Genomic DNA, 24,090 nt, shown 5'->3' on the forward strand with positions numbered 1-24,090 from the left:
AACAGTAGGATGACTTTATTTCACCGGATACGCTTTCGTAAAGCAATAGTTAGCTGATATTCTACCACACTATGAGCAAAACACACTTGACCGAACAGAAGTTTTCCGACTTCGCCCTGCACCCGCTAGTTATTGAAGCCCTTGAAAACAAAGGGTTTCAGTATTGCACGCCGATACAGGCGTTAGCATTGCCACTCACCCTTTCGGGGCGTGATGTAGCGGGTCAGGCGCAAACAGGAACCGGCAAGACGCTGGCATTCTTAGCGTCTACTTTCCATTATTTGCTTTCTCACCCCGCAGAAGAGGGTCGCCAGACTAATCAGCCGCGCGCTTTAATTATGGCACCAACGCGCGAGTTAGCCGTGCAAATTCACTCTGATGCAGAATCACTTTCCCAGATAACCGGGCTGAAATTAGGCTTGGCTTATGGCGGCGATGGCTATGATAAACAGCTTAAGGTGCTGGAAAGTGGTGTTGATATTCTGATCGGTACTACTGGTCGTTTAATCGATTACGCAAAACAAAATTATATTAACCTCGGTGCGATTCAGGTTGTGGTCTTGGATGAAGCTGATCGGATGTACGATTTAGGCTTTATTAAAGATATCCGCTGGCTGTTCCGCCGTATGCCTTCCGTTGATAAGCGCTTAAACATGCTGTTCTCTGCCACACTCTCGTACCGGGTACGTGAACTGGCCTTTGAGCAAATGAATAACGCTGAATATGTTGAAGTGGAACCGTTACAAAAAACCGGCCACCGCATTCAGGAAGAGCTATTCTACCCTTCAAATGAAGAAAAAATGCGTCTGCTTCAGACGTTAATTGAAGAAGAATGGCCAGATCGCTGCATTATTTTCGCCAATACCAAACATCGTTGCGAAGAAATCTGGGGCCATTTAGCCGCTGATGGTCATCGTGTCGGTTTGTTGACCGGTGATGTGGCACAGAAAAAACGCCTGCGAATTCTGGAAGATTTCACTAAAGGTGATTTGGATATTTTGGTTGCGACTGATGTTGCCGCCCGTGGCCTACACATTCCACTGGTAACCCATGTCTTCAACTATGACTTACCTGATGACTGTGAAGATTATGTTCACCGCATTGGCCGAACTGGTCGTGCTGGCGAAAGTGGTCATTCCATCAGCTTGGCATGTGAAGAGTATGCGTTAAACTTACCTGCTATTGAGACCTACACTGGCCATAGCATTCCGGTAAGTAAATATAATAGCGATGCGCTATTAACTGATTTACCCGCGCCAAAACGTCTGGCCCGTACTCGCACCGGGAATAGCCCACGCCGTAACGCTGCCCCACGTCGCAGTGGTGCACCGCGGAATAACCGTAAGCGACCGAGCTGATAAAATGATGCTAAGTTCCACCTCACTTTATGCTGCCATCGATCTTGGCTCCAACAGTTTTCATATGTTGGTAGTACGTGAGGTGGCTGGCAGTATCCAGACGCTGGCCCGAATCAAGCGGAAAGTCCGTCTGGCGGCGGGTCTGGATAGCCAAAACCACCTATCGCAAGAAGCGATGGAACGTGGCTGGCAATGTTTGAAGCTTTTCTCAGAGCGCTTGCAGGACATTCCTTTGAGTCAGATTCGTGTGGTCGCAACAGCAACCCTGCGTCTGGCCTCAAATGCTGAAGAATTCCTGCAAACGGCGGCTGAAATCCTCGGTTGTCCAATTCAAGTGATCAGTGGTGAAGAAGAAGCGCGTCTGATTTATCAGGGCGTTGCCCATACTACCGGTGGGCCAGAGCAGCGTTTAGTCGTCGATATTGGCGGTGGCAGCACAGAGCTGGTGACCGGCAATGGTGCTCAGGCAAATATTCTGGTCAGTTTATCAATGGGTTGCGTAACCTGGTTGGAGCGCTACTTCAGTGACCGCAATCTGGCAAAAGACAATTTTGATCGTGCAGAATTAGCTGCTCGTGAGATGCTAAAACCTGTCGCGCAGCGCTTTCGTGACCATGGCTGGCAAATCTGTGTCGGTGCCTCTGGCACGGTTCAGGCCCTGCAAGAAATCATGGTCGCTCAAGGTATGGACGAGCTGATCACCTTAGCCAAATTGCAGCAGCTCAAACAAAGAGCAATTCAATGTGGCAAACTGGAAGAACTGGAAATCCCCGGTTTAACACTGGAACGTGCTCTGGTTTTCCCCAGTGGCCTGTCTATCTTAATTGCGATATTCCAGGAATTGGCGATTGAAAGTATGACGTTAGCTGGCGGCGCACTACGTGAAGGGCTGGTCTATGGCATGCTTCATTTACCGGTAGAACAAGATGTTCGCAGCCGAACAGTGCGAAATATACAGCGCCGCTATTTACTGGATACTGAACAAGCCAAACGCGTCAGTAAATTGGCCGATAACTTTTTGCTTCAGGTAGAAAAAGAGTGGAATCTTGATGGTCGATGTCGCGAGTTATTGCAAAACGCCTGTTTGATGCACGAAATTGGCCTAAGCATCGATTTTAAACGTGCTCCGCAGCATGCCGCTTACCTGATACGCAATCTGGACCTCCCTGGTTTTACTCCCGCTCAAAAACTGCTACTTGCGGCTTTGCTGCAAAATCAGAGTAATACGATCGATCTTTTGCTGTTAAATCAACAAAATGCATTACCAGTAGATATGGCTCAGCATTTGTGTTGTTTATTGCGTCTGGCGATTATATTCTCCAGCCGTCGCCGGGATGACACACTACCGGCGGTTAGGCTACGGGCCAATAGTGAGGGGCTTTATGTACTGTTACCTCAGGGCTGGCTGCAACAGCATCCTTACCGTGCAGAAGCATTAGAACAAGAAAGTCATTGGCAGAGCTATGTTCAGTGGCCGCTATTATTAGAAGAATTGGACTAAATTCTTTGTCACTGAGCAGCGCCGCATCAGCTTTACTGTGGCTTTTTAGCATTCGCAAGTTGCGCACGAATATTGGCCAGGTGACTCTGGCCTTTTTGCATCCGCTCTTCCGGGCTCACGACTTTGCGCTCATTTTCCCATTTCAAATCATCCTGCGGCAATTCCATCAAAAAGCGGCTTGGTTCTGGCCGAATCAGCTCGCCATACTGCCGCCGTTCTTTGCACAAAGTGAAAAACAGTTCGCGCTGAGCACGGGTGATTCCCACATAGGCCAGTCGCCGCTCTTCATCGACATTATCTTCGTCAATGCTGCTTTGGTGTGGCAGTAAACCCTCTTCCATGCCGACCAAGAATACATACGGAAATTCCAGCCCTTTTGAAGCATGCAAGGTCATCAATTGCACTTGATCCAGCTCCTCATCACTTTCCCCGCGTTCCATCATATCGCGCAGGGTAAAGCGCGTGACAACCTGAGTCAGGGTCATTGGTTCATTCAATTCTGACCCTTCCAGCATTTCGGTCATCCAGCTGAATAATAAATTGACGTTTTTCATCCGCATCTCAGCGGCTTTCGGGCTGGGAGAGGTTTCGAACAGCCAGCTCTCATAATCAATGCCGTGAATCAAATCCCGCACTGCCGCCACTGGCTCGCGTTCCACTAACCGAATAATACCGTCCATCCAATGAGTAAAGCGCTGTAATGACTCCAGCCCACGACCTTTCAGATGCTCGCCTAGCCCTAAATCAAAACTGGCGCGAAACAGGCTTTTATTGCGCACATTGGCCCATTCACCCAGTTTTTGAATCGTCGCTGACCCTATCTCGCGCTTTGGGGTATTCACGATGCGTAAGAATGCGCTGTCATCATCCTGATTGGTCAATACCCGCAAGTAAGCCAGCAAGTCTTTGATTTCTGGGCGCGAGAAAAATGAATCGCCGCCGGAGATACGGTAAGGAATGCGGTTTTGCATCAGCAGCTTTTCAAACAACCGTGATTGATGGTTGCCGCGATACAAAATGGCATAGTCGCTGTATTGCGTTTTTTTCACAAAATGGTGGGCAATAAGTTCACCGACCACTCTTTCAGCTTCATGATCTTCATTATTGGCGGTAATGACTGTTAGCTCATCGCCATAGTCCAATTTAGAAAAGAGTTTTTTTTCAAAAACATGCGGGTTATTGGCAATCAAAATATTCGCCGCTTTCAGAATTCGGCCCGAAGAGCGGTAGTTCTGCTCCAGCTTGATCACCTGCAACTGGGGGAAATCTTCATTCAGCAAAACTAAGTTCTGTGGCCGTGCACCGCGCCATGAATAGATGGATTGGTCATCATCACCCACCACGGTAAAGCGCGCCCGACTGCCCACCAGCAATTTAACCATTTGGTACTGGCTGGTATTGGTATCTTGGTATTCATCTACTAGTAGGTAACGCAGCCGATTTTGCCAACGTTCGCGCACTTCCAGATTGTTTTGCAGCAACAGCGTTGGCAGCGAGATAAGGTCGTCAAAATCCAATACATTGCAGGCTTTTAAATGAGCATCATATAAGCCATAACAATGGACGAATAACTTATCGCGCTCGGATCGCGCCAAGGCTGCGGCGGCAGCAGGATCGAGAAGATCATTTTTCCAATTTGAGATCTGGGATATCAGCTGTTGCAGCAACGTTTTATCGTCTTCCAACCATTTGTGGGTCAAATCTTTCAATAAACCCAGTTGGTCTTGTGCATCAAACAAAGAGAAATTGGATTTCATTCCCAGTGCTTTGTACTCTTTTTTGATGATTTCCAACCCCAAAGTATGGAATGTCGCAATCATCAAACCCCGCGCTTCTTTGCGCCCTAAAGTCTGAGCCACGCGCTCTTTCATCTCGCGCGCGGCTTTATTGGTAAAGGTTACCGCAGCAATATGCTTTGGCTGATAGCCACATTGGCGGATCAGATGCGCAATCTTATTGGTAATGACTCGGGTTTTGCCCGAACCCGCACCGGCCAACACCAGGCAAGGCCCAGTGACAAATTCGACGGCTTGTTGTTGGCTGGGATTTAATCGCATAGCACTCGGCAACTCTGTAGGTAAACGGGGGAACAGGATTGTAGCAGAAAGCGGCCGATGAAAAAAAACCACCTACTATTTTTTGCTCTATGAAACTCAAGGTCTATGAAACACGTGATGTGTAAAACGCATGATTTGTAAAACGTAGAGCACGGTGGCCCCATCACGACCAAAATACGTTACACTGGCGCGCTTCAAGGCTCCCTTGAAGATAATCTTCGTTCAGATAACCCTACCCAATAAATTGGTGGTGATTGTTACTATGGCAAACAAAGCTTCTGCACTGCACATTCTGGTTGATGATGAAAAGCAGGCAAACGATATTCTGGCACAGTTGAATAACGGTGCAAATTTCCAAGAGTTAGCGAAAAAATTCTCTAACTGCCCGTCAAAACGTAACGGCGGCGATCTAGGTGAGTTCAATAAAGGGGATATGGTTCCGGCATTCGATAAAGCTGTATTCAGCTGCGAACTACTGCAACCCTATGGCCCAGTCAAAACCCAGTTCGGTTATCATATTATTAAAGTTTTATATCGTAATTAAATTAGTCATGCGCCACCTTGCTGGCGGCGCAAATAACACATCGCTAGCACTCCTATTTACCTCCAGAACAATGTACATTGAAAAATAATTATTTTCAGAAAGTCACATGGATATTATTAATCCTCCACGTCTCACCAGTTACATCTATACAAAACACACACTTAACTTTACAAAACATATATTAAATCATACGAATAAACTGCATTTAAATGTTAAAAAAAATCATCGTTAATGTAATTTATCAATAAAACAACAAGAAAGATCTCATTAGTGACTTTTTAAATAAAATTTAATTCATTTAAAAACAAAAGGTTACATCTAGTTTAATAAAAAATGCATTTCACTGGGAAAATTCCTACAAACATTGGTTTGTTTGTCCTATGTGCGATCATCGTCACACTCTATATTATAGTCGTCATCAAGTAAGGGATGCAGCGGAAATAAAAACCACTGAATCACTTTAAATGAAAACCTTGTGGAAAGCTGACGAATATAATCGAATGTTATTCGCCATATAGTCATTAACCACTTCATCTTTATTAAGTTAAGTTCTCATTCTCATTTAAATACCCATGAGGATTTAACCCATATTAAATTATCATATTGGAGTTTCAAATGAATAAGATTACTTTGGCTATGGCTTTATTCGCAGCATCTACAACTGCTTCAATGGCAGCTAGCAATAATACAATTACTTTCCAAGGTGAAGTTACTGCACAAACTTGTGCTGTTACCGTCAACGGCCTTGACGCAAACCCAATGGTATTATTGCCAACAGTATCAAGCAGCGATTTAGATGCTTCAGGTAAAACCGCCGGTAAGACAACCTTTACTCTGGGTGTATCAGGTTGTGCAGCAAGCGCTGATGATATTGATGTCAAAACAGTTTTCGTTGGTAACCAAGTCACAACTAATGGTAACTTACAAAATACCGGCACAGCATCAAATGTTGAGCTTCAATTACTGAAAGATGCCGTCACTACAACAGGTATTAATCTGAATAGTGGTGTAGCACAAGACGGCATCGTGTTGAAAGCCAACGCAACATCAGCTGAGCATGATTTCGCTGTTCAATATTTTGCTACCGGTCAAGCTACCCCTGGTTCTGTGATCGCCTCTGTACAATACGCAGTTTCTTACCTGTAATATCAGTATAGTAGGATAGGTTATACTCTATGTAATTGGAGTTGTGGGTAGGCGCGTGTAGCTAACCGCCCGCAGCTTCGAGTACCCAGGGTATAATACTATTTGGCCATTCCCTTCAGAGGATATTCCCATCATGTTTAATATAAATAGCTACCGTTATCTGCTTATCCCTTTATTAATTCTTATGGGTATATCTTTTGCTAATGCCAGCGTAGTCATGAGCGGCAGCCGTATTATATATTCGGCATCAGAAAAAGAGCACAGTGTCCAATTAACCAATAAAGATAATTTCCCTAATGCTGTCCAGGTCTGGTTAGACAGTGGTGATGCTCAATCAACACCAGAAACGGGTAAAGCTCCGTTTATCGTCACCCCGCCGTTCTTTCGTATTGAAGCAAATGCAGGCCAAACCTTACGACTAAAATATACCGGAAGTGGTTTGCCAACCGACAGAGAATCTGTGTTCTATCTTAATTTTTTACAGGTTCCCCCTGTTAATAAAGCAGAAAAGAATAATAAAATGTTAGTGTTGATGCGTAACCGCATTAAAGTGTTTTATCGGCCCGAAAATATTGCTGGCCGTGTTGAGCAAGTTGCCAGCACACTGACTTTTACTGTACGCCAACAAGGTAAAGATGTTGTTGTGACAGGCAAAAATCCAAGCGGGTTCTATGCCACCATTGCCAGTGGTGAAGTCGTTGGCGGTGGTAAAAAACTTAAAATGAAATCAGAGATGATTGCTCCAATGTCTCAGGCTCAGTGGATTATTCCAAATTCATCTGCCCCTTCAAATGCTATTGTTAATTTCCTGTTAGTGAATGATTTTGGCGGGCAAGATACCGGTAGTTATAAAACTCAATAGTTATAAAATTCAGTAGTAATTTTCCGGCGAAGGAATATTTATGGGGCTTGCACAAATCGAACTAAAACAAGTCGTTCTAAAAAAGAAGTTTTCTGGCCGCAAGAAATTATTAACGCTGTGCATAACTTTAGTTTTACATGTCGATACTGTTTTGGCTCAGGAAGATCCACAAAATCTCGAGTTTGATGAATCTCTCTTTCTAGGCACAAATTTTGCTTCTGGCCTGAATCAGTTGAATAAAGAGAATTCTGTTACGCCCGGAAACTACGATGCTGTAGATGTCTTGGTTAATAACAAACTATTCAAGCGCACGACGATTAAGTTTATTAAGAATGCTGATTCATCGGAGGCTTACCCGTGCCTGGATGATGAGTTCTTAACAGCTGCCGGCGTTGAACTATCTAATAAAGTTGAATCAGCCAATAAAAATAACACCACGCCTAAAGAATCTAATGCCGCTGAGGTAGAGCCAGAATTAGAAGCAACACCTTCAGATTCTGTGGCTACAGGGCAATGTCTGCCATTATCAGAGCGAGTAAAAGGGGCGTCTTTTCATTTTGATCAGGCTAAACTGCGCTTAGAGCTTTCTATTCCACAATCATTCTTACAAAAACGGCCTCGAGGTTATATTGAGCGCACAGAATGGGAAGAAGGCGAAAAACTCGCATTCGTTAACTACAGCGCTAACTTTTATCGTAGCGACACGAAATCTCAGCAAAATAGCACTTCTGATTACGGTTTTGTTGGCTTAAAAAGTGGCCTCAATCTCGGATTGTGGCAATTACGTCAGCAATCAAATGTGCGCTATGCCAGTAATAACAATAACAGTGATACCCAGTGGAATAATATCCGCACTTATGTGCAGCGCCCTATCGAGCAATTAGATAGCCAATTGACACTGGGTGAAACTTTCACCGACAGCACCTTATTCGGCACCATGTCATTTCGTGGCGCAAAAATGGCAACCGACCAACGCATGTGGCCACAATCAATGCGCGGCTTCGCTCCTGAAGTTCGTGGTGTTGCCACCAGTAATGCCCGGGTGATTATTCGCCAGAATGGCCGTGAAATATATGAAACTAACGTTGCTCCCGGCCCATTTGTTATTAACGATTTGTACAGTACTACCAGCCAAGGTGACCTTAATGTTGAAGTGGTAGAAGCGAATGGCAGCCGCTCGACATTTACTGTGCCTTTCAGTGCGGTACCGGATTCAATGCGTCCTGGTGTGAGCCGTTATAATGCGGTCATTGGGGAATCTCGTGATTTCACTAATATTGATAGCTATTTCACTGATTTTACCTATGAGCGTGGGCTGACGAATCAAATAACAGCCAACAGCGGGCTTCGTTTAGCACAAGATTATGCTGCATTACTTGCGGGGGGTGTTTTAGGGACGCCAATTGGCGCGTTTGGTCTTAATACCACCTATTCCCACGCCAAAGTTGAAGATGATCAAACCCAAAATGGCTGGCGGATGCAGGCGACTTATAGCCAGACATTTAATAATACTGGCACTACATTTTCCTTGGCTGGATATCGCTATTCAACCAAAGGCTATCGTGATTTAAATGATGTGTTTGGCGTGCGTTCAGTACAAAAAAATGGCGGAACCTGGGATTCATCAACCTATAAACAACGTAGCCAGTTTACCACTACAATAAACCAAACTTTGGGTGGATATGGTCAATTAGCGGCCTCAGCCTCAACCAGTGATTATTATAATGATACCCAGAGAGATACGCAGTTACAGCTAAACTATTCAAATAGTTATAATAATATCAGCTACAACGTGGCCATTAGTCGTCAGCGCACAATTTATACTTCCACCCAGTTTGGTTGGGATGTTGATGATACTGATCAGACGGCAACAACAACGCGCTACGGTAATACCGAAAATATCGCATCGTTAACGGTGTCTATTCCACTGAATATTGGCAGCAGGAATCAATACTTATCCATGTCGGCCAACCGTAATCCGAAAAGTGGCAATAACTATCAGACGTCATTATCAGGTACCGCCGGAGAACGTAATACTTTTAATTACTCAGTCAATGCGGGTTATGACGATAGTAATATCAGTGGCAGTTCAAATAACTGGGGAGCAAATGTGCAAAAACAATTCCCTAACGCCACCGTCAATGGCAGTTATTCTCGTGGCAATAATTATACTCAATACGGCGCTGGCGCTCGCGGCGCAGCGGTAATACACAGTAAAGGTGTGACTCTCGGGCCTTATTTGGGCGAGACCTTCGGCTTAATTGAGGCCGATGGTGCTCAAGGTGCGACAGTGCGAAATGCACAAGGGGCGAGAATTGATAATAATGGTTTTGCTCTGGTGCCGTCATTAACGCCATATAATTACAATACAGTCGGTTTGGATACCAAAGGCATTAATCGCAATACTGAGTTGAAAGAAAATCAGGGGCGGGTTGTTCCTTATGCTGGGGCGGCGGTGAAAGTGAAATTCGAAACGTTGACCGGCTATGCGGTATTAATTCAAACCCAAACAGCAGATGGTGAAGGATTACCTCTGGGCGCTGATGTCTTTAACAGCAAAGATGAACTGGTCGGAATGGTGGGTCAGGGGAATCAGATCTATGCGCGAGTGAAAGATAACAAGGGTTCACTTTATGTTCGCTGGGGTGAAAACAGCACTGAGCAATGTGAACTACCTTATAATTTTGCTAGCCAAGATACTGAGCAAGATATTATCCATATAACAGGCAGTTGCCGCCGTTAACCATTATGAGAAAAATAATGTTAAGACCAACAGAGCAGTTAATATCTTGCGAAGTTTCACGGACAACAATGCCTGTTAATTCCCGTCGTCCGCGTTTTGTGGCGGGAATAATGCTACTTATCGGGCTATTTAGCACTTCGACATGGGCAGCTTGTACCAAAATCACAGCACAAAACCAGTTGGCTGCCGGTGATGGTACCGCAGGTCCATGGGATGGCTCCTTAGATTACAATAATGGATCACTCGGCTTACCAGGAATGATCGATCTCAGTACCGCAGCCAATTTTCAGCCCGACGGAACATTATTAGCCGCAGCAACATCCGATTTTACCACTTTTGCTCTCAATAGCGGCTATAACCCGGAGCGGGTATTATTCCGTTGCGCCGCAGCAGATGTCGACCAGCTTTTCGAGATGTATGCCACTAACGGGGATAATGACTTTGGCGGAAAAAATAACGATGGCGCCATTGCTGGCAATGTCCCCTATGGCTTTGCAACCTATGTTCGCAATGTCGTCATCCGGCTTACAAATCTATCTACTGGTGAGTATTACACACGCTTATGGAAAGGGCGGCGCTTGACGGGTCTTGATACCGACAGTACCGGTCGTATTTTAGTCAAAGCTAAGAATTTCAGTAACCTTTATACCGAGCTATTTCGTATTGATTATGCCCGCGCCAGCACCAACAACGCCGCATCTTATGCCTATGCTTATACTCAGCCAAATGCTTATATCGCCTTTAAAGGGCCTGGTGTTAGTGGCCCGGTTGAAGGGACTGACTCAGTATCAAACTGGCCCGGTTGGTATGGCACTTGGCCTGCCTCTATCGGGTTGTACAATTATGTGACTTTCCGCCGTACCACCATTTGTGCGGTGACCAATTTCACCCCGACGGTGATATTACCCCGAATTTCTGTCGCAGAATTGAATAATGGTGCAAGCAGTTCGGCTGAGTTTAATGTGGATTTCCAGTGCCAGAGCGGCATTACCTCCGGTGTCAATGCCGGTGCGGTGGCTATGGGCTTTCTGGTACCCGCGGCCAATGCCGCCAAAGCCCAAACATTAGGGTTAATGAATGGCAGCGGTGGTATTAGTCATTTGGTTTCAGATAATTATGGCGCAGCCGGAATGGCCAGTGGCGTTGGGATCCGCATATACCGCAACAACACCCCGATTTATCTGCTATCGAAGAATGCGACTCAAACCGGTAATAACGGTGGTTGGTATGGTATCCTCCAAGGCGCGCAAGAAGTAACCGGCACAGTGAGTGGCGGCAACAGCTACACTGAGAATTTTCGGGCTGAGTTAAGTAAAATCAGCGGGCAAACTGTGACGGCAGGAGCGGTGAATGCACATGCGCAAGTGGTTATCCGTGTTCAATAATCTGTGTTTTAAACGCAGAATCAATGGGCTGCTATTATTACTGATAATGGCCTCTAGTGTGCCGGCCATGGCAAGTGTCGTGGCCGAAAGAACACGTATTATCTTCAGTGAGGGCAACACGGAAGAATCACTGCAATTGGTCAATAGTAATAGCTACCCGGTGGCGGTGCAGGTGTGGGTGGATGATGGTGATTTGATGGCAACACCGGAGAAAGCGATTTCGCCAGTGCTAGTGTTACCGCCATTGTTTCGCTTACAACCACAAGCCCAACGCAGCTTACGTTTGATTTTATCGGGTGCCAGTAAATTACCGCTGGATAGAGAGTCTGCATTTTGGCTCAACGTTTACGAAATCCCCCCAAAAGCAACACCTAAAGCCGATGATGAGTCTTCCGTTACACTGGCTTTGCGCATGCAGTATAAAGTGTTTTATCGCCCTAAAAACTTGCCCGCCCCAGCGGATAGTGTCAGCAAAGCATTAACTTTTACTTTAGAACGTAACGGCGATACCGCCTTGGTAAGAGTTGATAACCCGACACCTTATTATGCCTCACTCTCCGCCCTCACATTAGGTAGCGCTGAAAGCTTGCCGGATATGGTCGCCCCTTTCTCTAAACTGAATTTTCCACTCAATCGTTCGCCCTTGGCGGGCAGCAAAACCGTTGATTTTGTCTTAGTCGATGATTTAGGTAACAATAAGACTTTTAGCAGCAATCTAAAATAAAGTACGCTGATGGGAATGTCAGTTTGCTGGGTTAGCCAAAAACAGAGTCGATTTACAGCTCTGTAGCCTTGCCATTTATTTAATTTCGGGGAAATACATTAACTGAAGTTATAAAAATAGATCTTCTTGAACATAAGATAGGCCATCAATTTTACCCCCTCTTGGCCAACTTAAAACCTTCCGGTCAGTACCTAATGGAAGACTTCTATTACGCTGGGGTACCAGCAATCATTTGGTCTCTTATTCGTTTTTCGATCAAGACAATTATGCAGAAGCAGTCATTACCTACCCATATTTTGGCAATGTCCACGGTGATTACGAAGAAGTTAAAATAAGCTGCAATTGCATTAACCGGGAGTTACTCCAATAGCTATTAATTCTGAGAGTTCTAAGGGTTAAAATCTGACCCTATTATTAATAGCAACTTGTTTCTCTGAGGTTAGATGCAACTAAAAGGTTGCCCAATAAGCTTTAGCCTCGCCCTGCCCCATTAAACGTTATTACATTTACAAAATATATAAATCATTACACCTGCATTTCCAGTGAAATATCAGATTGTGTTATACACCCTTCAATAAAACTTTCAGCAATTTGTAATTGACGTCTAATTTCCCGTTCATTACATTTCTTCAATCGAGCAATAGAAGCTTTCGATTGCCCATAAACATAATGACGTAGGATAAGCTCTAATTCTTTTTCTCGCGAGGCTCGTTGTAAATTCCCGATTGTTTTATCAATGGCTAATCCGTCATTATCGCAGCAGGATTCAGCCATTTTGTTTCTGGTTTCCACCCCCTTAAATCCACTAGCGATATGAGGATAATCCAGCTGAGAATGTTCTCTCGCCCAGACACCCCAGCGGGCCAAAACAGTTTGAATGTCACTCATTAACCATCTCCTTTTTATATTTTAATACCTTTTTATTTATTTGATTAATATTATCCACAAAAAAGGCCTCACTAATTAGTGAGGCCTTTCTATTTATAATGAAAATTTTTCTATTAATAAAACAGTGAGGTAATATATATATCTATAATATGCTTAACCACTGTTAACAGCTTACAAGAGTTTTAGCGGGTCGGGTTAGCATTAATTTAATAATTTTCACACATCTGCATTCAGATACGAAAATCAATACACCCTCTTCTGAACTTCGGCAGTTAAGCGCCACATGACGGATTAATTATTTATATAACAATAAACTAAGATGATATAGACGATCAGAAAGGCGGATTATATTATTGCTTAACTATATAGCTCACTCTTTAAACCCGGGCTTACCATTCTCGGCGCGCCATTTTTTTATTTCTCTCACAACCCCCTCAGGACTGTCATCCTGATGGGCCTCTGGGTAGTAGATAAGATCAGAACCAGCTGGATGCCCGCATAGCTTTTTAAATTCAAGGAGATTTTTAATATCTTCTTCTTCAGATGTATTTTCTACATTAAAGAGTTTTCTTACTAATTCTAAAAACTCAGACTCCGTGTAGTCAGATATAGTTTTTTCTTCCATTTTATTTCACCTCTTTATGAATTTCTATATGCCTTTTAGGCGTTAGCACTCTAAGATTGTCAATTCCGTAAATGGCACCACCTTTACTAATAGGTTTCACATGATGAAGTTCATATTTTACCCGACCACCTACTTGCTCACTTTCTCTAGGAGATGGAGCCTTGCCATTCTTAATGTTCCCTAAATTACCAGATTTAAACTGCTTCGATAGCTCAGGATCATTCCCAACCTCTTGCCAAAATGCTTCCCTAAATCTATCAAAACCACTGAACTCTCTGCCACGTAATTTATCGGCAATTTGTGCGGGGATAGGCACCCCCAGCCCTTTACCCGCCTCTGCCAGCCAAACTCCTGAAACCTGCTGCCCGCGGCCGGTTACCTCACCCGGCTCATCCCGTGGCGTTTTAAAATAAACATACACCGGCTCCAGCCCTGAATCTGTCGGGAACCAGATGATGTAATAAAGATAATATTAATATTTCAGAGAATAATTAATAAAATAAATATAAACCGCCAGAGCGGCGGCTTATATTATTACTTAGCGATATTATTTATTCTTTAAATCCAGGCTTACCGTTTTCAGCTCGCCACTTTTTAACTAGCTTAAGTATTCCTTCAGGGCTATCGTCTGCACCATCTTCTGGATAATAAATCAAATCTGATCCTGAGGGGTGCTCACTAACTTGTATAAAGTTCTCTAAAAGAGAATCTAGTTCATCTTCTGAGCCTTCATCTGAAATAATTTTTGAGACCAGCTCAATGAACTCAGATTCTGTATACTCTTCTAGTTTATATCTTAATTTCATTTCATCCCCCCTTTCTTTGAGTGAATCTCTATATGTCTTTTAGGTGTTATTACATGCAAATTATCTATATTATAAATATCCCCTCCATCACGAATATGTTTTACATGGTGTATTTCAAATGAGCGTCGTTTTCCCACAGTATCAATAAATCTAGCTCTAGGGGATCTTCCGTGTTTTATTCGAGTCACATTTCTGGGGATAAACTGCCCTGCCAATTCAGGATCATTCCCAACCTCTTGCCAAAATGCTTCCCTAAATCTATCAAAACTACTGAACTCCTTGCCACGTAATTTATCGGCAATCTGTGCAGGAATGGGCACCCCTAACCCTTTACCCGCCTCTGCCAGCCAAATTCCTGCTACCCTCTGCCCGCGACCGGTTACCTCACCCGGCTCATCCCGTGGACTATTAAGATAAACATACACCGGTTGCAGCCCGGAATCTGCCGGGAACCAAATGATGTAATCGTGGAAATACCTCTCATCCAACTGTGAAAACGATAAAATCGTCGGTGGTGCTGCATATTTAATCGTTACGCCAGTATGTGGAGGGGTAGCCGGAGCACTAGCTGGCTGCGGGAATATCCAGCCAATATCGACTTTAGCTGGCTGCGGGAATACCCAGCCAATATCGACTCCAGATGGCCGTACCGGAGTAAACGTAAAGGTGCGAGGTGGCAGGCTGTCAGTGGTAAAAGTATAAACGCCTTTAGACCGGTCAAATTGTGCAGCACCGACTTTTACCTTCGTAGAGATATTCGCCGCACCTGTTTTTACCGCATAGAAATCCGTTCTGTTAGGAGAATTAACCATCAACATTCGGATAGGGAGAGCAATCTCACCTTGTGGTGGTAACGGAGTGGTGGGTGACAGCCCCATTTCACTAAGAGCAATACTGCCCGCCAAGGGTGACAGCCCCGCGCTAAGTGTATTAAAACTCGCGCCAACAAACATCGCGAGTGGATCATCCCGCCAGGGGGTTGTATAGGGACGAAGTTTTTCCAATGCCACCGCTAATATACTCGTTAAGGCATGGATAACCTCAGGTTTTAGGGTGACGAAACCCCTGCCCGCTACGGCAAAACTGGATGAATATCGGCTTATCAACGGATGAGCAGGTAAAGAATAGGTATCTTGACCAGGTGCTTTCTGTTGTCTGGCCAAGTCATCAGCTGCTATTGCCGCCAGACGCGCGTTTTCCACCCGCTGCCGTTCTGCTGCTTCTGCTGCCAGACGGGCATCTTCAACTCGTTTCCGCTCTGCTGCTATTGCCGCCAGCCGGGCGTTTTCCACCCGCTGACGTTCTGCTGCTACTGCCGCCAGCCGCGCATTTTCAACTCGCTGCCGTTCTGCGGCTATTGCCGCCAGCCGGGCGTTTTCCACCCGCTGCCGCTCTGCGGCTACTGCCGCCAGCCGGGCGTTTTCAGCTTCAGCCAACTGTGCCCTGACCTGAGTTAAGTGCTGCTCCGCGTTATTGACTGCATCTATAGCGATATCTAATTGATATTGAAAAGAATTTAAAACCAGTTGAGCCGCGTTAATCTCATCCTGATGAACCAATAGATGTTCGCGCAACAGATCGTATTGCTCAATCTTCAATTCCTGCATGATATACCCGGCATAATCCCCGTACTTTTCAAGGTCTTCTTGGCTCAGACCATCAGGGAAAGGATCAAAGGCTTCACCGCCAATATTTAATAGATTATCCAGGTCCTCGCGGTTTTTGATCTCAATGTCGAACATAAAATGGTACCCATAGTTACCCCACATATAGACATAATCATCAAATTCATAACTAAACGGATATTCGTCTGGGTCACTTAAAAGCTGCCCTTCCCAAGTATTTTTAAGCTTCTCCAGTGCCGCTTGATAGGGCTCAACGTTGTGCTGCTCTCTGACTAAAGCGTCCTTCGCCTGGCTTAACTGATATTGCGCCGCCTCAACCGGATAACTGGCCTCCCATTGCGCTTGTTTTTGGCGATCCTCCTCCTCCCCCTGCTTAATCTGCTCTGGCGTCAACACTGTCGTGACTGAGATATAAACTGGATCGGTATCCGCTTCTGCCGGAAAGTAGACAATCGCATCATGGCTGTTATTTCCCAGTGGAGAAAATACCGGTGTTACAGGGCTATCCCTCACTTCACTGACACCCGTTGCTTGCACCGTCGCGGGAGGTTGAGAACTTTTTTCAACATGGATATGAATAGGCGGCATACCATTAAGTATCTGAGCGGTGAATACCCCCGGCCGTGCAGTGGGTTTGGCCTGTACCACCGGCACCATAATCGGCACATGTTTAGATTTCACTACGGCAATTTTCTGCACGCCATCCTGTACCACATCATGCAAGCGGGCATCCGCCACTACCGCAGGCTGAGTGGGTAACTGTGCAAATGGTACACTCGTGATGCGCTCCGCTGGCAGGGTGACGACGGTACGCCGGATCACTGACATATCATCTTTCGCGATTTCAGAGGGTGCCAACAACATGCCAACCACCCCTGCGAACCGCCCGACATAAGGAGCCGCATCCACTGCAAACATTGCCAGCCGGGTCAGTGCTAAGTCGAGCGCACCAGCAACTATCTTTGGCTTAAACAGCGTTAAGCCCCATTCACTGGCAACCAGCGATAAGGGAACCGCGACGCCGGGAACAATGGCAACCTGTAGTTCTGGCCGTTGTGACAGGTTCGGTGTATTGCCACGATGACCTGCATGACCACCGCGATTACCACGGCGTCGGTTGCCATGCCCAAATTTGCTGGGATTGTAATTGTGAAGAGGGCCATAGGGAGTCTGTGAAACTCCCCATCCACTACCCCGATTAGGATTTCCGGTGCCAAATCCTGTTGGCCCCCCTTTAACGCCCCCGGTAGGGCCACGAGCACCATGGCCGGTTGTATTACTGTGTCCTTCTCCCATATCTTATTTCCTTATTTAAGTTTCATCATTAACGAGAATATTTACGGCTAAATTTATTTGTCCTATTCACCTCCTTAATATTATTTAGATGTAATTAGTTTTATTATTAATCTGTGTAATACCCATAAATAAAAACACCCCGCTAATTAGCGAGGTGCTTTATTTTCTTGATAAGAATAGAGTGATTGATAGCGTTAAATACTGATATTGTCTGCGATGTGCTTAACCACGATTAACACCTTACAAGGTTTTTTTCGGGCCGTGATAGCATTAATTTAATAAATTTTTCTGTCGCGAAATACACAGAATTTGAGATAGAAAAAAGCCGCTGCCATTAAATAATGGCAGCGGCCTGTTTTAAGTCGATTTAAACGCCGCTAACAATACGGCAGCGTCAAGAGCAAGGGGCATTAGCCTGCAACAGCAATACGTTTCATATCGGTCATATAGCCACGCAGTTTATGACCAACCGCTTCAATTGGGTGGTTGCGAATAGCTTCATTTACATCACGCAGTTGCGCATTATCTACTGCAGTCCCGGCAACACTTTTGCCCAAATCACCGGCTTGCAGAGAATCCATAAACTTGCCTTTCAGCAATGGAACAGCCGCATTAGCAAATAAATAGTTACCGTATTCTGCGGTATCAGAAATAACCACGTTCATTTCATATAAGCGCTTACGAGCAATGGTGTTCGCAATCAGCGGTAATTCATGCAGAGATTCGTAATAAGCAGATTCTTCGATAATGCCAGAATCAACCATAGTTTCGAATGCCAATTCAACACCGGCTTTCACCATGGCAATCATCAATACGCCGTGGTCGAAATATTCTTGCTCAGAGATTTTGCCTTCAAACTGTGGCGCATTCTCAAAGGCTGTTTTGCCGGTCTCTTCACGCCAGTTCAGTAATTTAACGTCGTCTTCTGCCCAGTCTGCCATCATGCCGCTAGAGAACGCACCGGAAATAATGTCGTCCATATGCTTCTGGAATAATGGAGCCATAATCTCTTTCAATTGCTCAGACAGCGCATAAGCACGCAATTTAGCCGGGTTGGACAAGCGGTCCATCATCAGCGTAATCCCGCCTTGTTTCAGCGCTTCGGTGATAGTTTCCCAGCCGAACTGCATCAGTTTTTCAGCATAAGCTGCATCAGTGCCCTCAGAAACCAGCTTGTCGAAGCACAACAGTGAACCGGCCTGCAACATACCACACAGGATAGTTTGCTCGCCCATCAGGTCAGATTTAACTTCTGCAACAAAAGAGGATTCCAGCACGCCAGCACGATGGCCGCCAGTAGCCGCTGCCCAAGCTTTGGCAATCGCCATGCCTTCGCCTTTAGGGTCATTTTCTGGGTGAACCGCGATCAATGTCGGTACACCAAAACCACGTTTGTATTCTTCACGAACTTCAGTACCTGGGCATTTCGGCGCTACCATCACTACTGTAATGTCTTTACGCACTTGCTCGCCCACTTCAACAATGTTGAAACCGTGGGAGTATCCCAGCGCAGCGCCATCTTTCATCAACGGCTGAACGGCTTGAACTACGGCGGAATGCTGTTTGTCTGGCGTCAAGTTAACCACTAAATCTGCCTGTGGGATCAACTCTTCGTAAGTGCCGACTTTGAAGCCGTTTTCAGTCGCTTTACGCCATGAGGCGCGCTTTTCAGCAATAGCTTCTTTACGCAGGGCATAAGCCACATCCAAACCTGAATCGCGCATGTTCAAACCTTGGTTCAAACCTTGTGCGCCACAGCCGACAATCACCACTTTTTTGCCTTTCAGGTAATTTGCTTCATCGGCGAATTCGTCACGTGCCATAAAGCGACACTTACCTAATTGCGCCAACTGCTGACGCAGGTTCAATGTGTTGAAATAGTTAGCCATGGTATTACTCCGTTCGGGTTCTGTTTTGTGGGTGCAGCTATTTTTTTAGTGACTGCAAACGAATGTGGTGTTTGTGTACTGATACTGTTTTTTTTCACATCCCCTGTCTGTGCCGGGGATTATCTTGGAATCACTATATGACAGGAAACACATTGCTGAAATTGATATATTAACAATGTGATATTGCAGATTCTGCAATACTCTTTATTCCTTATGCAATACAATGGCTCTTCTCCCCCAAGAGGCTGTCTGTGATGGATTTACGCGACCTGAAATTATTTCTTCATTTGGCTGAAAGCCGCCATTTTGGCCGTACCGCCAAAGCAATGCATGTCAGTCCGTCCACCCTCTCGCGCCAGATTCAGCGCTTGGAAGAGACCATCGGTCAGCCGCTGTTTTTACGTGATAATCGCACCGTACAACTGACTGATGCCGGGACTCAGTTGAAAGCTTTTGCGCAACAAACCCTGCTGCAATATCAACAATTGCTCCATGCCTTGGGCCAACACGGGCCATCGCTAAGTGGCGAGCTGCGGTTATTTTGCTCGGTTACCGCCGCTTATAGTCATTTACCGCCGATTTTGGACCGCTTTCGCGCGCGCCATCCACTGGTTGAAATCAAACTCACCACCGGTGATGCGGCCGACGCAGTAGATAAAGTCCAATCGAATGAAGCCGATCTCGGCATTGCGGGCCGTCCTGAAGTGCTGCCCACCAGCGTGGCATTTACTCAGATTGGCGAGATACCGCTGGTGTTAATTGCCCCGGCACTCCCTTGTGCGGTGCGAGAGTTAATCTCTGTCGACCAGCCTGATTGGGCCAATGTTCCCTTTATTCTGCCGGAGCACGGCCCATCACGAAAACGCATTGATTTGTGGTTCCGCCGCCAGCGCATTACTAACCCCCTGATTTACGCAACAGTTTCCGGTCATGAGGCTATTGTGTCGATGGTGGCCTTGGGTTGTGGCGTCGCGCTGATCCCGTCAGTGGTGGTAGACAATAGCCCAGAACCAGTGCGCAACCGTATTTCTCTGTTGGATGATATTTCGCTGGTAGAACCGTTTGAATTGGGGGTTTGCGTGCCCAAAAAACGGCTCAATGAGCCGTTGATTGAAGCATTTTGGAGATTACTGTAGTTCGTAGGTAGATTGTCGTTCGCAGTCGCCAATTAACCCGCTAAAAAGAATTTAAACGCCGGATTATTGGTTTCATCGTGGCAATCATAGCCCAGTGCCGTCAGATGCTGTTCAAATTGTGGCTCAGAATCTGACAACTCAAACCCTGCTAATACCCGACCAAAATCAGTACCGTGACTACGATAATGGAACAAAGAAATATTCCAATGCGTCCCTAAGGTATGCAGGAATTTCAACAATGCGCCAGGGGATTCCGGGAACTCAAAGCTATACAAACGCTCGCGCAATGGCTTGGAAGGACGCCCCCCGACCATATAACGCACGTGCAATTTAGCCATTTCGTCATCGGACAAATCCACCACCTGATAACCTTTCGCCCGTAACTCGGACAAAATCTCTTCCCGCTCGACATGACCACGGGTCAAACGCACCCCGACGAAAATGCAGGCGTTTTCGGCATCAGCATAACGATAGTTAAATTCCGTCACCGACCGGCCACCCAACAGCTCACAGAAACGCAGGAAACTGCCTTTTTGCTCAGGAATAGTCACGGCCAGCAAAGCTTCGCGTTGCTCACCTAGCTCACAGCGTTCTGAGACATAGCGCAGACCGTGGAAATTAACGTTAGCGCCGGAGAGCACATGGGCCAGACGCTCACCTTGAATATTATGCTGCTGCACATATTTTTTTAGGCCCGCCAGCGCCAAAGCGCCTGACGGCTCGGCAATGGCGCGTACATCTTCAAATATGTCTTTGACTGCCGCACAAATGGCGTCGCTATCGACGGTGATCACTTCGTCGAGATATTCCTGGCACAAGCGGAAAGGCTCTTCGCCAATGCGCTTAACCGCCACGCCCTCGGCAAATAACCCAACACGCGCCAAATCCACTGGCTTACCGGCATTCAACGCAGCCCGTAAACAGGCGGAATCTTCCGCTTCAACACCAATGACTTTAATCTGCGGCATCAGTTGCTTGATAAGCACTGCCACACCGGCCACTAGCCCACCGCCACCAACAGGAACAAAGATCCGGTCAAGATGGGCGTCTTGCTGGAGCAACTCCATCGCCAGTGTCCCCTGCCCGGCAATCACCGCCGGGTGGTCGAATGGCGGGACAAAGGTATAGCCCTGTAATTGGGATAGCTCAATAGCTTTATCTTTGGCTTCGTCGAAATTGGCACCGAACAGCAGCACCTCACCACCAAAACCGCGCACCGCGTCCACTTTGATGTCAGCAGTTGCCACTGGCATCACGATCAATGCTTTGACACCCAGCTTGCTGGCCGAGAGCGCCACGCCCTGCGCATGATTACCGGCAGAAGCCGTTATCACACCACAGGCTTTTTGTTCTGCTGTCAGGCCGGCCAGCATCGCGTAAGCACCGCGCAGTTTAAAGCTGTGTACCGGCTGTCGGTCTTCGCGCTTCACCAAAATGGTATTAGCCAGGCGAGAAGAAATCTTTTCCATCACTTGCAACGGGGTGACTTGTGCCACCTCATACACCGGCGCGCGCAATATCGCCCGCAGATATTCTGCCCCATCGGGGGCAGCAGATAAGGGTTGTGATACCGCCATGGGTATTAGCCTCCCAACTTACTTTTGTCGCGCACTGCACCTTTGTCGGCACTGGTCGCCAGTAAAGCATAAGCACGCAGCGCATAAGAAACCTGACGTTCGCGTGCTTTCGGTGTCCATGCAGCATCACCGCGCGCCAATTCTGCTTCGCGGCGCGCAGCCAGCTCAGCATCACTAACATCCAGCTTCATAGCACGGTTTGGAATATCAATATCAATGATGTCGCCATCTTGCACCAAAGCAATCAACCCACCGCTGGCGGCCTCTGGCGAAGCATGACCAATAGATAAACCGGAGGTGCCACCGGAGAAACGGCCATCAGTCAGCAATGCACAGCTTTTGCCTAATCCCATGGATTTCAGATAAGTGGTCGGATACAACATCTCCTGCATCCCCGGCCCACCTTTCGGCCCTTCGTAGCGGATAACAACCACATCACCCGCCACTACTTTTCCGCCCAGAATAGCGGCAACCGCGTCATCCTGACTCTCATAGACTTTGGCCGGGCCGCGGAAAGTTAAGCTGTCTTTATCTACCCCAGCGGTTTTAACAATTGAGCCATTTTCCGACAGATTGCCATACAGCACCGCTAAACCGCCGTCTTGGCTGTAAGCATGCTCGCGGGTGCGGATGCAGCCCTCTTGGCGGTCAGTATCCAAGGATGGGAAACGGCAATCTTGTGAGAATGCCTTCGTGGTGCGGATGCCAGCCGGGCCTGCGGAGTACATCTGCTTGACCCCTTCGTCTTTGGTCAGCATCACGTCATAGGCTTCCAGCGTTTGTGGCAAGTCCAGACCCAACACGTTTTTCACTTCGCGATTCAGCAAGCCAGCCCGGTCCAACTCACCCAAAATCCCCACCACACCACCGGCACGGTGCACATCTTCCATATGGTATTTCTGGGTGCTCGGTGCCACTTTGCACAAATGCGGAACCTTACGGGACAGACGGTCGATATCGCTGATATCGAAATCAATTTCGCCTTCCTGCGCTGCCGCCAGCAAATGCAGCACGGTATTGGTGGAACCGCCCATGGCAATATCCAGCGTCATGGCGTTTTCAAATGCCGCTTTGTTAGCAATGTTACGCGGCAAGGCGCTCTCATCGTCTTGTTCATAATAACGTTTGGTCAGCGCCACAATGTGCTTGCCGGCATCGAGGAACAGTTGTTTACGGTCAGCATGAGTTGCCAGCAATGAGCCGTTACCCGGCAGCGCCAGACCCAGCGCCTCATTCAGACAGTTCATTGAGTTAGCCGTAAACATCCCGGAACAAGAGCCGCAAGTCGGGCAAGCTGAGCGCTCAATTTGATCACTGACAGCATCACTGACATTCGGGTTTGCGCCCTGAATCATGGCATCGACCAGATCCAGCTTAATAATTTTGTCGGATAATTTGGTTTTACCGGCTTCCATCGGGCCGCCAGAAACAAAGATAACCGGGATATTCAGCCGCAGAGACGCCATCAGCATCCCTGGGGTAATTTTGTCGCAGTTAGAGATACACACCATGGCATCCGCGCAGTGGGCGTTAACCATGTACTCTACGGAGTCAGCAATCAATTCACGTGAAGGCAGAGAATACAGCATACCGCCATGGCCCATCGCGATCCCATCATCCACTGCAATAGTGTTGAACTCTTTCGCCACACCGCCAGACGCTTCAATTTGCTCCGCTACCAGCTTGCCTAAGTCGCGCAAATGAACGTGGCCCGGTACAAACTGGGTAAATGAGTTAACAACTGCAATAATCGGTTTGCCGAAGTCATCATCGGTCATACCGGTAGCGCGCCACAGTGCGCGGGCGCCGGCCATATTGCGGCCATGGGTGGTGGTATGGGAACGGTACTTAGGCATTGTCTCTTCACTCCAGTTTTTTGTATTGCAAATCAATTTGTTGTTGCAGATATAACCTGTTGCAGGTGGCGA

Annotated in this window: 18 protein-coding genes; 9 read left to right on the forward strand and 9 right to left on the reverse strand. The window is 46.7% G+C overall.

The window, feature by feature from the left end:
* The first annotated feature begins 71 nt into the window (after nucleotides 1-71).
* Together rhlB and ppx are read left to right on the forward strand one after the other, a co-directional pair.
* Nucleotides 72-1,358, forward strand: coding sequence for an ATP-dependent RNA helicase RhlB (gene rhlB / locus OP863_RS18900; RefSeq protein ID WP_145510132.1), 1,287 nt, complete (start codon nucleotides 72-74; stop codon nucleotides 1,356-1,358).
* A 7-nt stretch (nucleotides 1,359-1,365) separates the two neighbouring features.
* The gene (gene ppx / locus OP863_RS18905; RefSeq protein ID WP_186368231.1) at nucleotides 1,366-2,859 is read left to right on the forward strand and encodes an exopolyphosphatase; all 1,494 of its coding nucleotides are present in this window, start codon (nucleotides 1,366-1,368) and stop codon (nucleotides 2,857-2,859) included.
* Nucleotides 2,860-2,891: 32 nt separating this feature from the next.
* Here the strand turns inward: ppx and rep are convergent, their stop codons facing one another.
* A complete protein-coding gene (gene rep, locus OP863_RS18910; RefSeq protein ID WP_145510130.1) occupies nucleotides 2,892-4,916 on the reverse strand; it encodes a DNA helicase Rep in 2,025 nt (674 codons plus the stop codon).
* Between the two features lie 262 nt (nucleotides 4,917-5,178).
* On the opposite strand from rep, the gene ppiC reads away from it, so the two are divergent.
* From ppiC to OP863_RS18940, 6 genes are all read left to right on the forward strand, one after another.
* The gene (gene ppiC / locus OP863_RS18915; RefSeq protein ID WP_004704164.1) at nucleotides 5,179-5,460 is read left to right on the forward strand and encodes a peptidylprolyl isomerase PpiC; all 282 of its coding nucleotides are present in this window, start codon (nucleotides 5,179-5,181) and stop codon (nucleotides 5,458-5,460) included.
* A gap of 615 nt (nucleotides 5,461-6,075) precedes the next feature.
* A complete protein-coding gene (locus tag OP863_RS18920; RefSeq protein ID WP_145509708.1) occupies nucleotides 6,076-6,606 on the forward strand; it encodes a fimbrial protein in 531 nt (176 codons plus the stop codon).
* 133 nt (nucleotides 6,607-6,739) lie between these two features.
* Complete coding sequence (locus OP863_RS18925) at nucleotides 6,740-7,468, forward strand: molecular chaperone (RefSeq protein WP_186377419.1); 729 nt, start codon at nucleotides 6,740-6,742, stop codon at nucleotides 7,466-7,468.
* 40 nt (nucleotides 7,469-7,508) lie between these two features.
* Nucleotides 7,509-10,211, forward strand: coding sequence for a fimbria/pilus outer membrane usher protein (locus OP863_RS18930; protein WP_416222818.1), 2,703 nt, complete (start codon nucleotides 7,509-7,511; stop codon nucleotides 10,209-10,211).
* A gap of 68 nt (nucleotides 10,212-10,279) precedes the next feature.
* Nucleotides 10,280-11,596, forward strand: coding sequence for a fimbrial usher protein StbD (stbD, locus tag OP863_RS18935; RefSeq protein ID WP_265525706.1), 1,317 nt, complete (start codon nucleotides 10,280-10,282; stop codon nucleotides 11,594-11,596).
* Nucleotides 11,562-12,320: a molecular chaperone gene (locus tag OP863_RS18940; protein ID WP_145591913.1), complete on the forward strand. Its 759-nt coding sequence runs from the start codon at nucleotides 11,562-11,564 to the stop codon at nucleotides 12,318-12,320. Before stbD ends, OP863_RS18940 begins: the two co-directional genes overlap by 35 nt.
* Before the next feature lie 525 nt (nucleotides 12,321-12,845).
* Here the strand turns inward: OP863_RS18940 and OP863_RS18945 are convergent.
* From OP863_RS18945 to ilvC, 6 genes are all read right to left on the reverse strand, one after another.
* Complete coding sequence (locus OP863_RS18945; protein ID WP_265525707.1) at nucleotides 12,846-13,208, reverse strand: antiterminator Q family protein; 363 nt, start codon at nucleotides 13,206-13,208, stop codon at nucleotides 12,846-12,848.
* 370 nt (nucleotides 13,209-13,578) lie between these two features.
* Nucleotides 13,579-13,833 (reverse strand): bacteriocin immunity protein, encoded by a 255-nt coding sequence (locus tag OP863_RS18950; RefSeq protein WP_265525708.1) that lies wholly within the window; start codon nucleotides 13,831-13,833, stop codon nucleotides 13,579-13,581.
* Nucleotide 13,834: 1 nt separating this feature from the next.
* The gene (locus OP863_RS18955) at nucleotides 13,835-14,254 is read right to left on the reverse strand and encodes an HNH endonuclease signature motif containing protein (protein WP_265525709.1); all 420 of its coding nucleotides are present in this window, start codon (nucleotides 14,252-14,254) and stop codon (nucleotides 13,835-13,837) included.
* Between the two features lie 130 nt (nucleotides 14,255-14,384).
* The gene (locus tag OP863_RS18960) at nucleotides 14,385-14,639 is read right to left on the reverse strand and encodes a bacteriocin immunity protein (RefSeq protein WP_219647905.1); all 255 of its coding nucleotides are present in this window, start codon (nucleotides 14,637-14,639) and stop codon (nucleotides 14,385-14,387) included.
* Nucleotides 14,636-17,560, reverse strand: coding sequence for a colicin-like bacteriocin tRNase domain-containing protein (locus OP863_RS18965; protein ID WP_265525710.1), 2,925 nt, complete (start codon nucleotides 17,558-17,560; stop codon nucleotides 14,636-14,638). Before OP863_RS18965 ends, OP863_RS18960 begins: the two co-directional genes overlap by 4 nt.
* Nucleotides 17,561-17,970: 410 nt before the next feature.
* On the reverse strand, nucleotides 17,971-19,449 hold the full coding sequence (gene ilvC / locus OP863_RS18970; RefSeq protein ID WP_038638101.1) for a ketol-acid reductoisomerase: 1,479 nt from the start codon (nucleotides 19,447-19,449) through the stop codon (nucleotides 17,971-17,973).
* A 254-nt stretch (nucleotides 19,450-19,703) separates the two neighbouring features.
* Here ilvC and ilvY point away from each other — a divergent pair, with 254 nt between their 5' ends.
* Nucleotides 19,704-20,585, forward strand: coding sequence for an HTH-type transcriptional activator IlvY (ilvY, locus tag OP863_RS18975; protein WP_038638098.1), 882 nt, complete (start codon nucleotides 19,704-19,706; stop codon nucleotides 20,583-20,585).
* 32 nt (nucleotides 20,586-20,617) lie between these two features.
* Here ilvY and ilvA read toward each other — a convergent pair whose 3' ends face one another.
* Complete coding sequence (gene ilvA / locus OP863_RS18980; RefSeq protein WP_265525711.1) at nucleotides 20,618-22,162, reverse strand: threonine ammonia-lyase, biosynthetic; 1,545 nt, start codon at nucleotides 22,160-22,162, stop codon at nucleotides 20,618-20,620.
* A gap of 5 nt (nucleotides 22,163-22,167) precedes the next feature.
* On the reverse strand, nucleotides 22,168-24,018 hold the full coding sequence (ilvD, locus tag OP863_RS18985) for a dihydroxy-acid dehydratase (RefSeq protein ID WP_038638092.1): 1,851 nt from the start codon (nucleotides 24,016-24,018) through the stop codon (nucleotides 22,168-22,170).
* Nucleotides 24,019-24,090: the final 72 nt, after the last annotated feature.

The sequence above is a fragment of the Yersinia sp. SCPM-O-B-9106 (C-191) genome (assembly GCF_026183365.1).
In the GTDB taxonomy this organism is placed as follows: domain Bacteria; phylum Pseudomonadota; class Gammaproteobacteria; order Enterobacterales; family Enterobacteriaceae; genus Yersinia; species Yersinia rochesterensis.

Coding starts and splice junctions, on each gene's coding strand:
- rhlB (WP_145510132.1), top strand. CDS start 72: ATGAGCAAAACACACTTGACCGAACAGAAGTTTTCCGACTTCGCCCTG.
- ppx (WP_186368231.1), top strand. CDS start 1,366: ATGCTAAGTTCCACCTCACTTTATGCTGCCATCGATCTTGGCTCCAAC.
- rep (WP_145510130.1), bottom strand. CDS start 4,916: ATGCGATTAAATCCCAGCCAACAACAAGCCGTCGAATTTGTCACTGGG.
- ppiC (WP_004704164.1), top strand. CDS start 5,179: ATGGCAAACAAAGCTTCTGCACTGCACATTCTGGTTGATGATGAAAAG.
- OP863_RS18920 (WP_145509708.1), top strand. CDS start 6,076: ATGAATAAGATTACTTTGGCTATGGCTTTATTCGCAGCATCTACAACT.
- OP863_RS18925 (WP_186377419.1), top strand. CDS start 6,740: ATGTTTAATATAAATAGCTACCGTTATCTGCTTATCCCTTTATTAATT.
- OP863_RS18930 (WP_416222818.1), top strand. CDS start 7,509: ATGGGGCTTGCACAAATCGAACTAAAACAAGTCGTTCTAAAAAAGAAG.
- stbD (WP_265525706.1), top strand. CDS start 10,280: ATGCCTGTTAATTCCCGTCGTCCGCGTTTTGTGGCGGGAATAATGCTA.
- OP863_RS18940 (WP_145591913.1), top strand. CDS start 11,562: ATGCACATGCGCAAGTGGTTATCCGTGTTCAATAATCTGTGTTTTAAA.
- OP863_RS18945 (WP_265525707.1), bottom strand. CDS start 13,208: ATGAGTGACATTCAAACTGTTTTGGCCCGCTGGGGTGTCTGGGCGAGA.
- OP863_RS18950 (WP_265525708.1), bottom strand. CDS start 13,833: ATGGAAGAAAAAACTATATCTGACTACACGGAGTCTGAGTTTTTAGAA.
- OP863_RS18960 (WP_219647905.1), bottom strand. CDS start 14,639: ATGAAATTAAGATATAAACTAGAAGAGTATACAGAATCTGAGTTCATT.
- OP863_RS18965 (WP_265525710.1), bottom strand. CDS start 17,560: ATGGGAGAAGGACACAGTAATACAACCGGCCATGGTGCTCGTGGCCCT.
- ilvC (WP_038638101.1), bottom strand. CDS start 19,449: ATGGCTAACTATTTCAACACATTGAACCTGCGTCAGCAGTTGGCGCAA.
- ilvY (WP_038638098.1), top strand. CDS start 19,704: ATGGATTTACGCGACCTGAAATTATTTCTTCATTTGGCTGAAAGCCGC.
- ilvA (WP_265525711.1), bottom strand. CDS start 22,162: ATGGCGGTATCACAACCCTTATCTGCTGCCCCCGATGGGGCAGAATAT.
- ilvD (WP_038638092.1), bottom strand. CDS start 24,018: ATGCCTAAGTACCGTTCCCATACCACCACCCATGGCCGCAATATGGCC.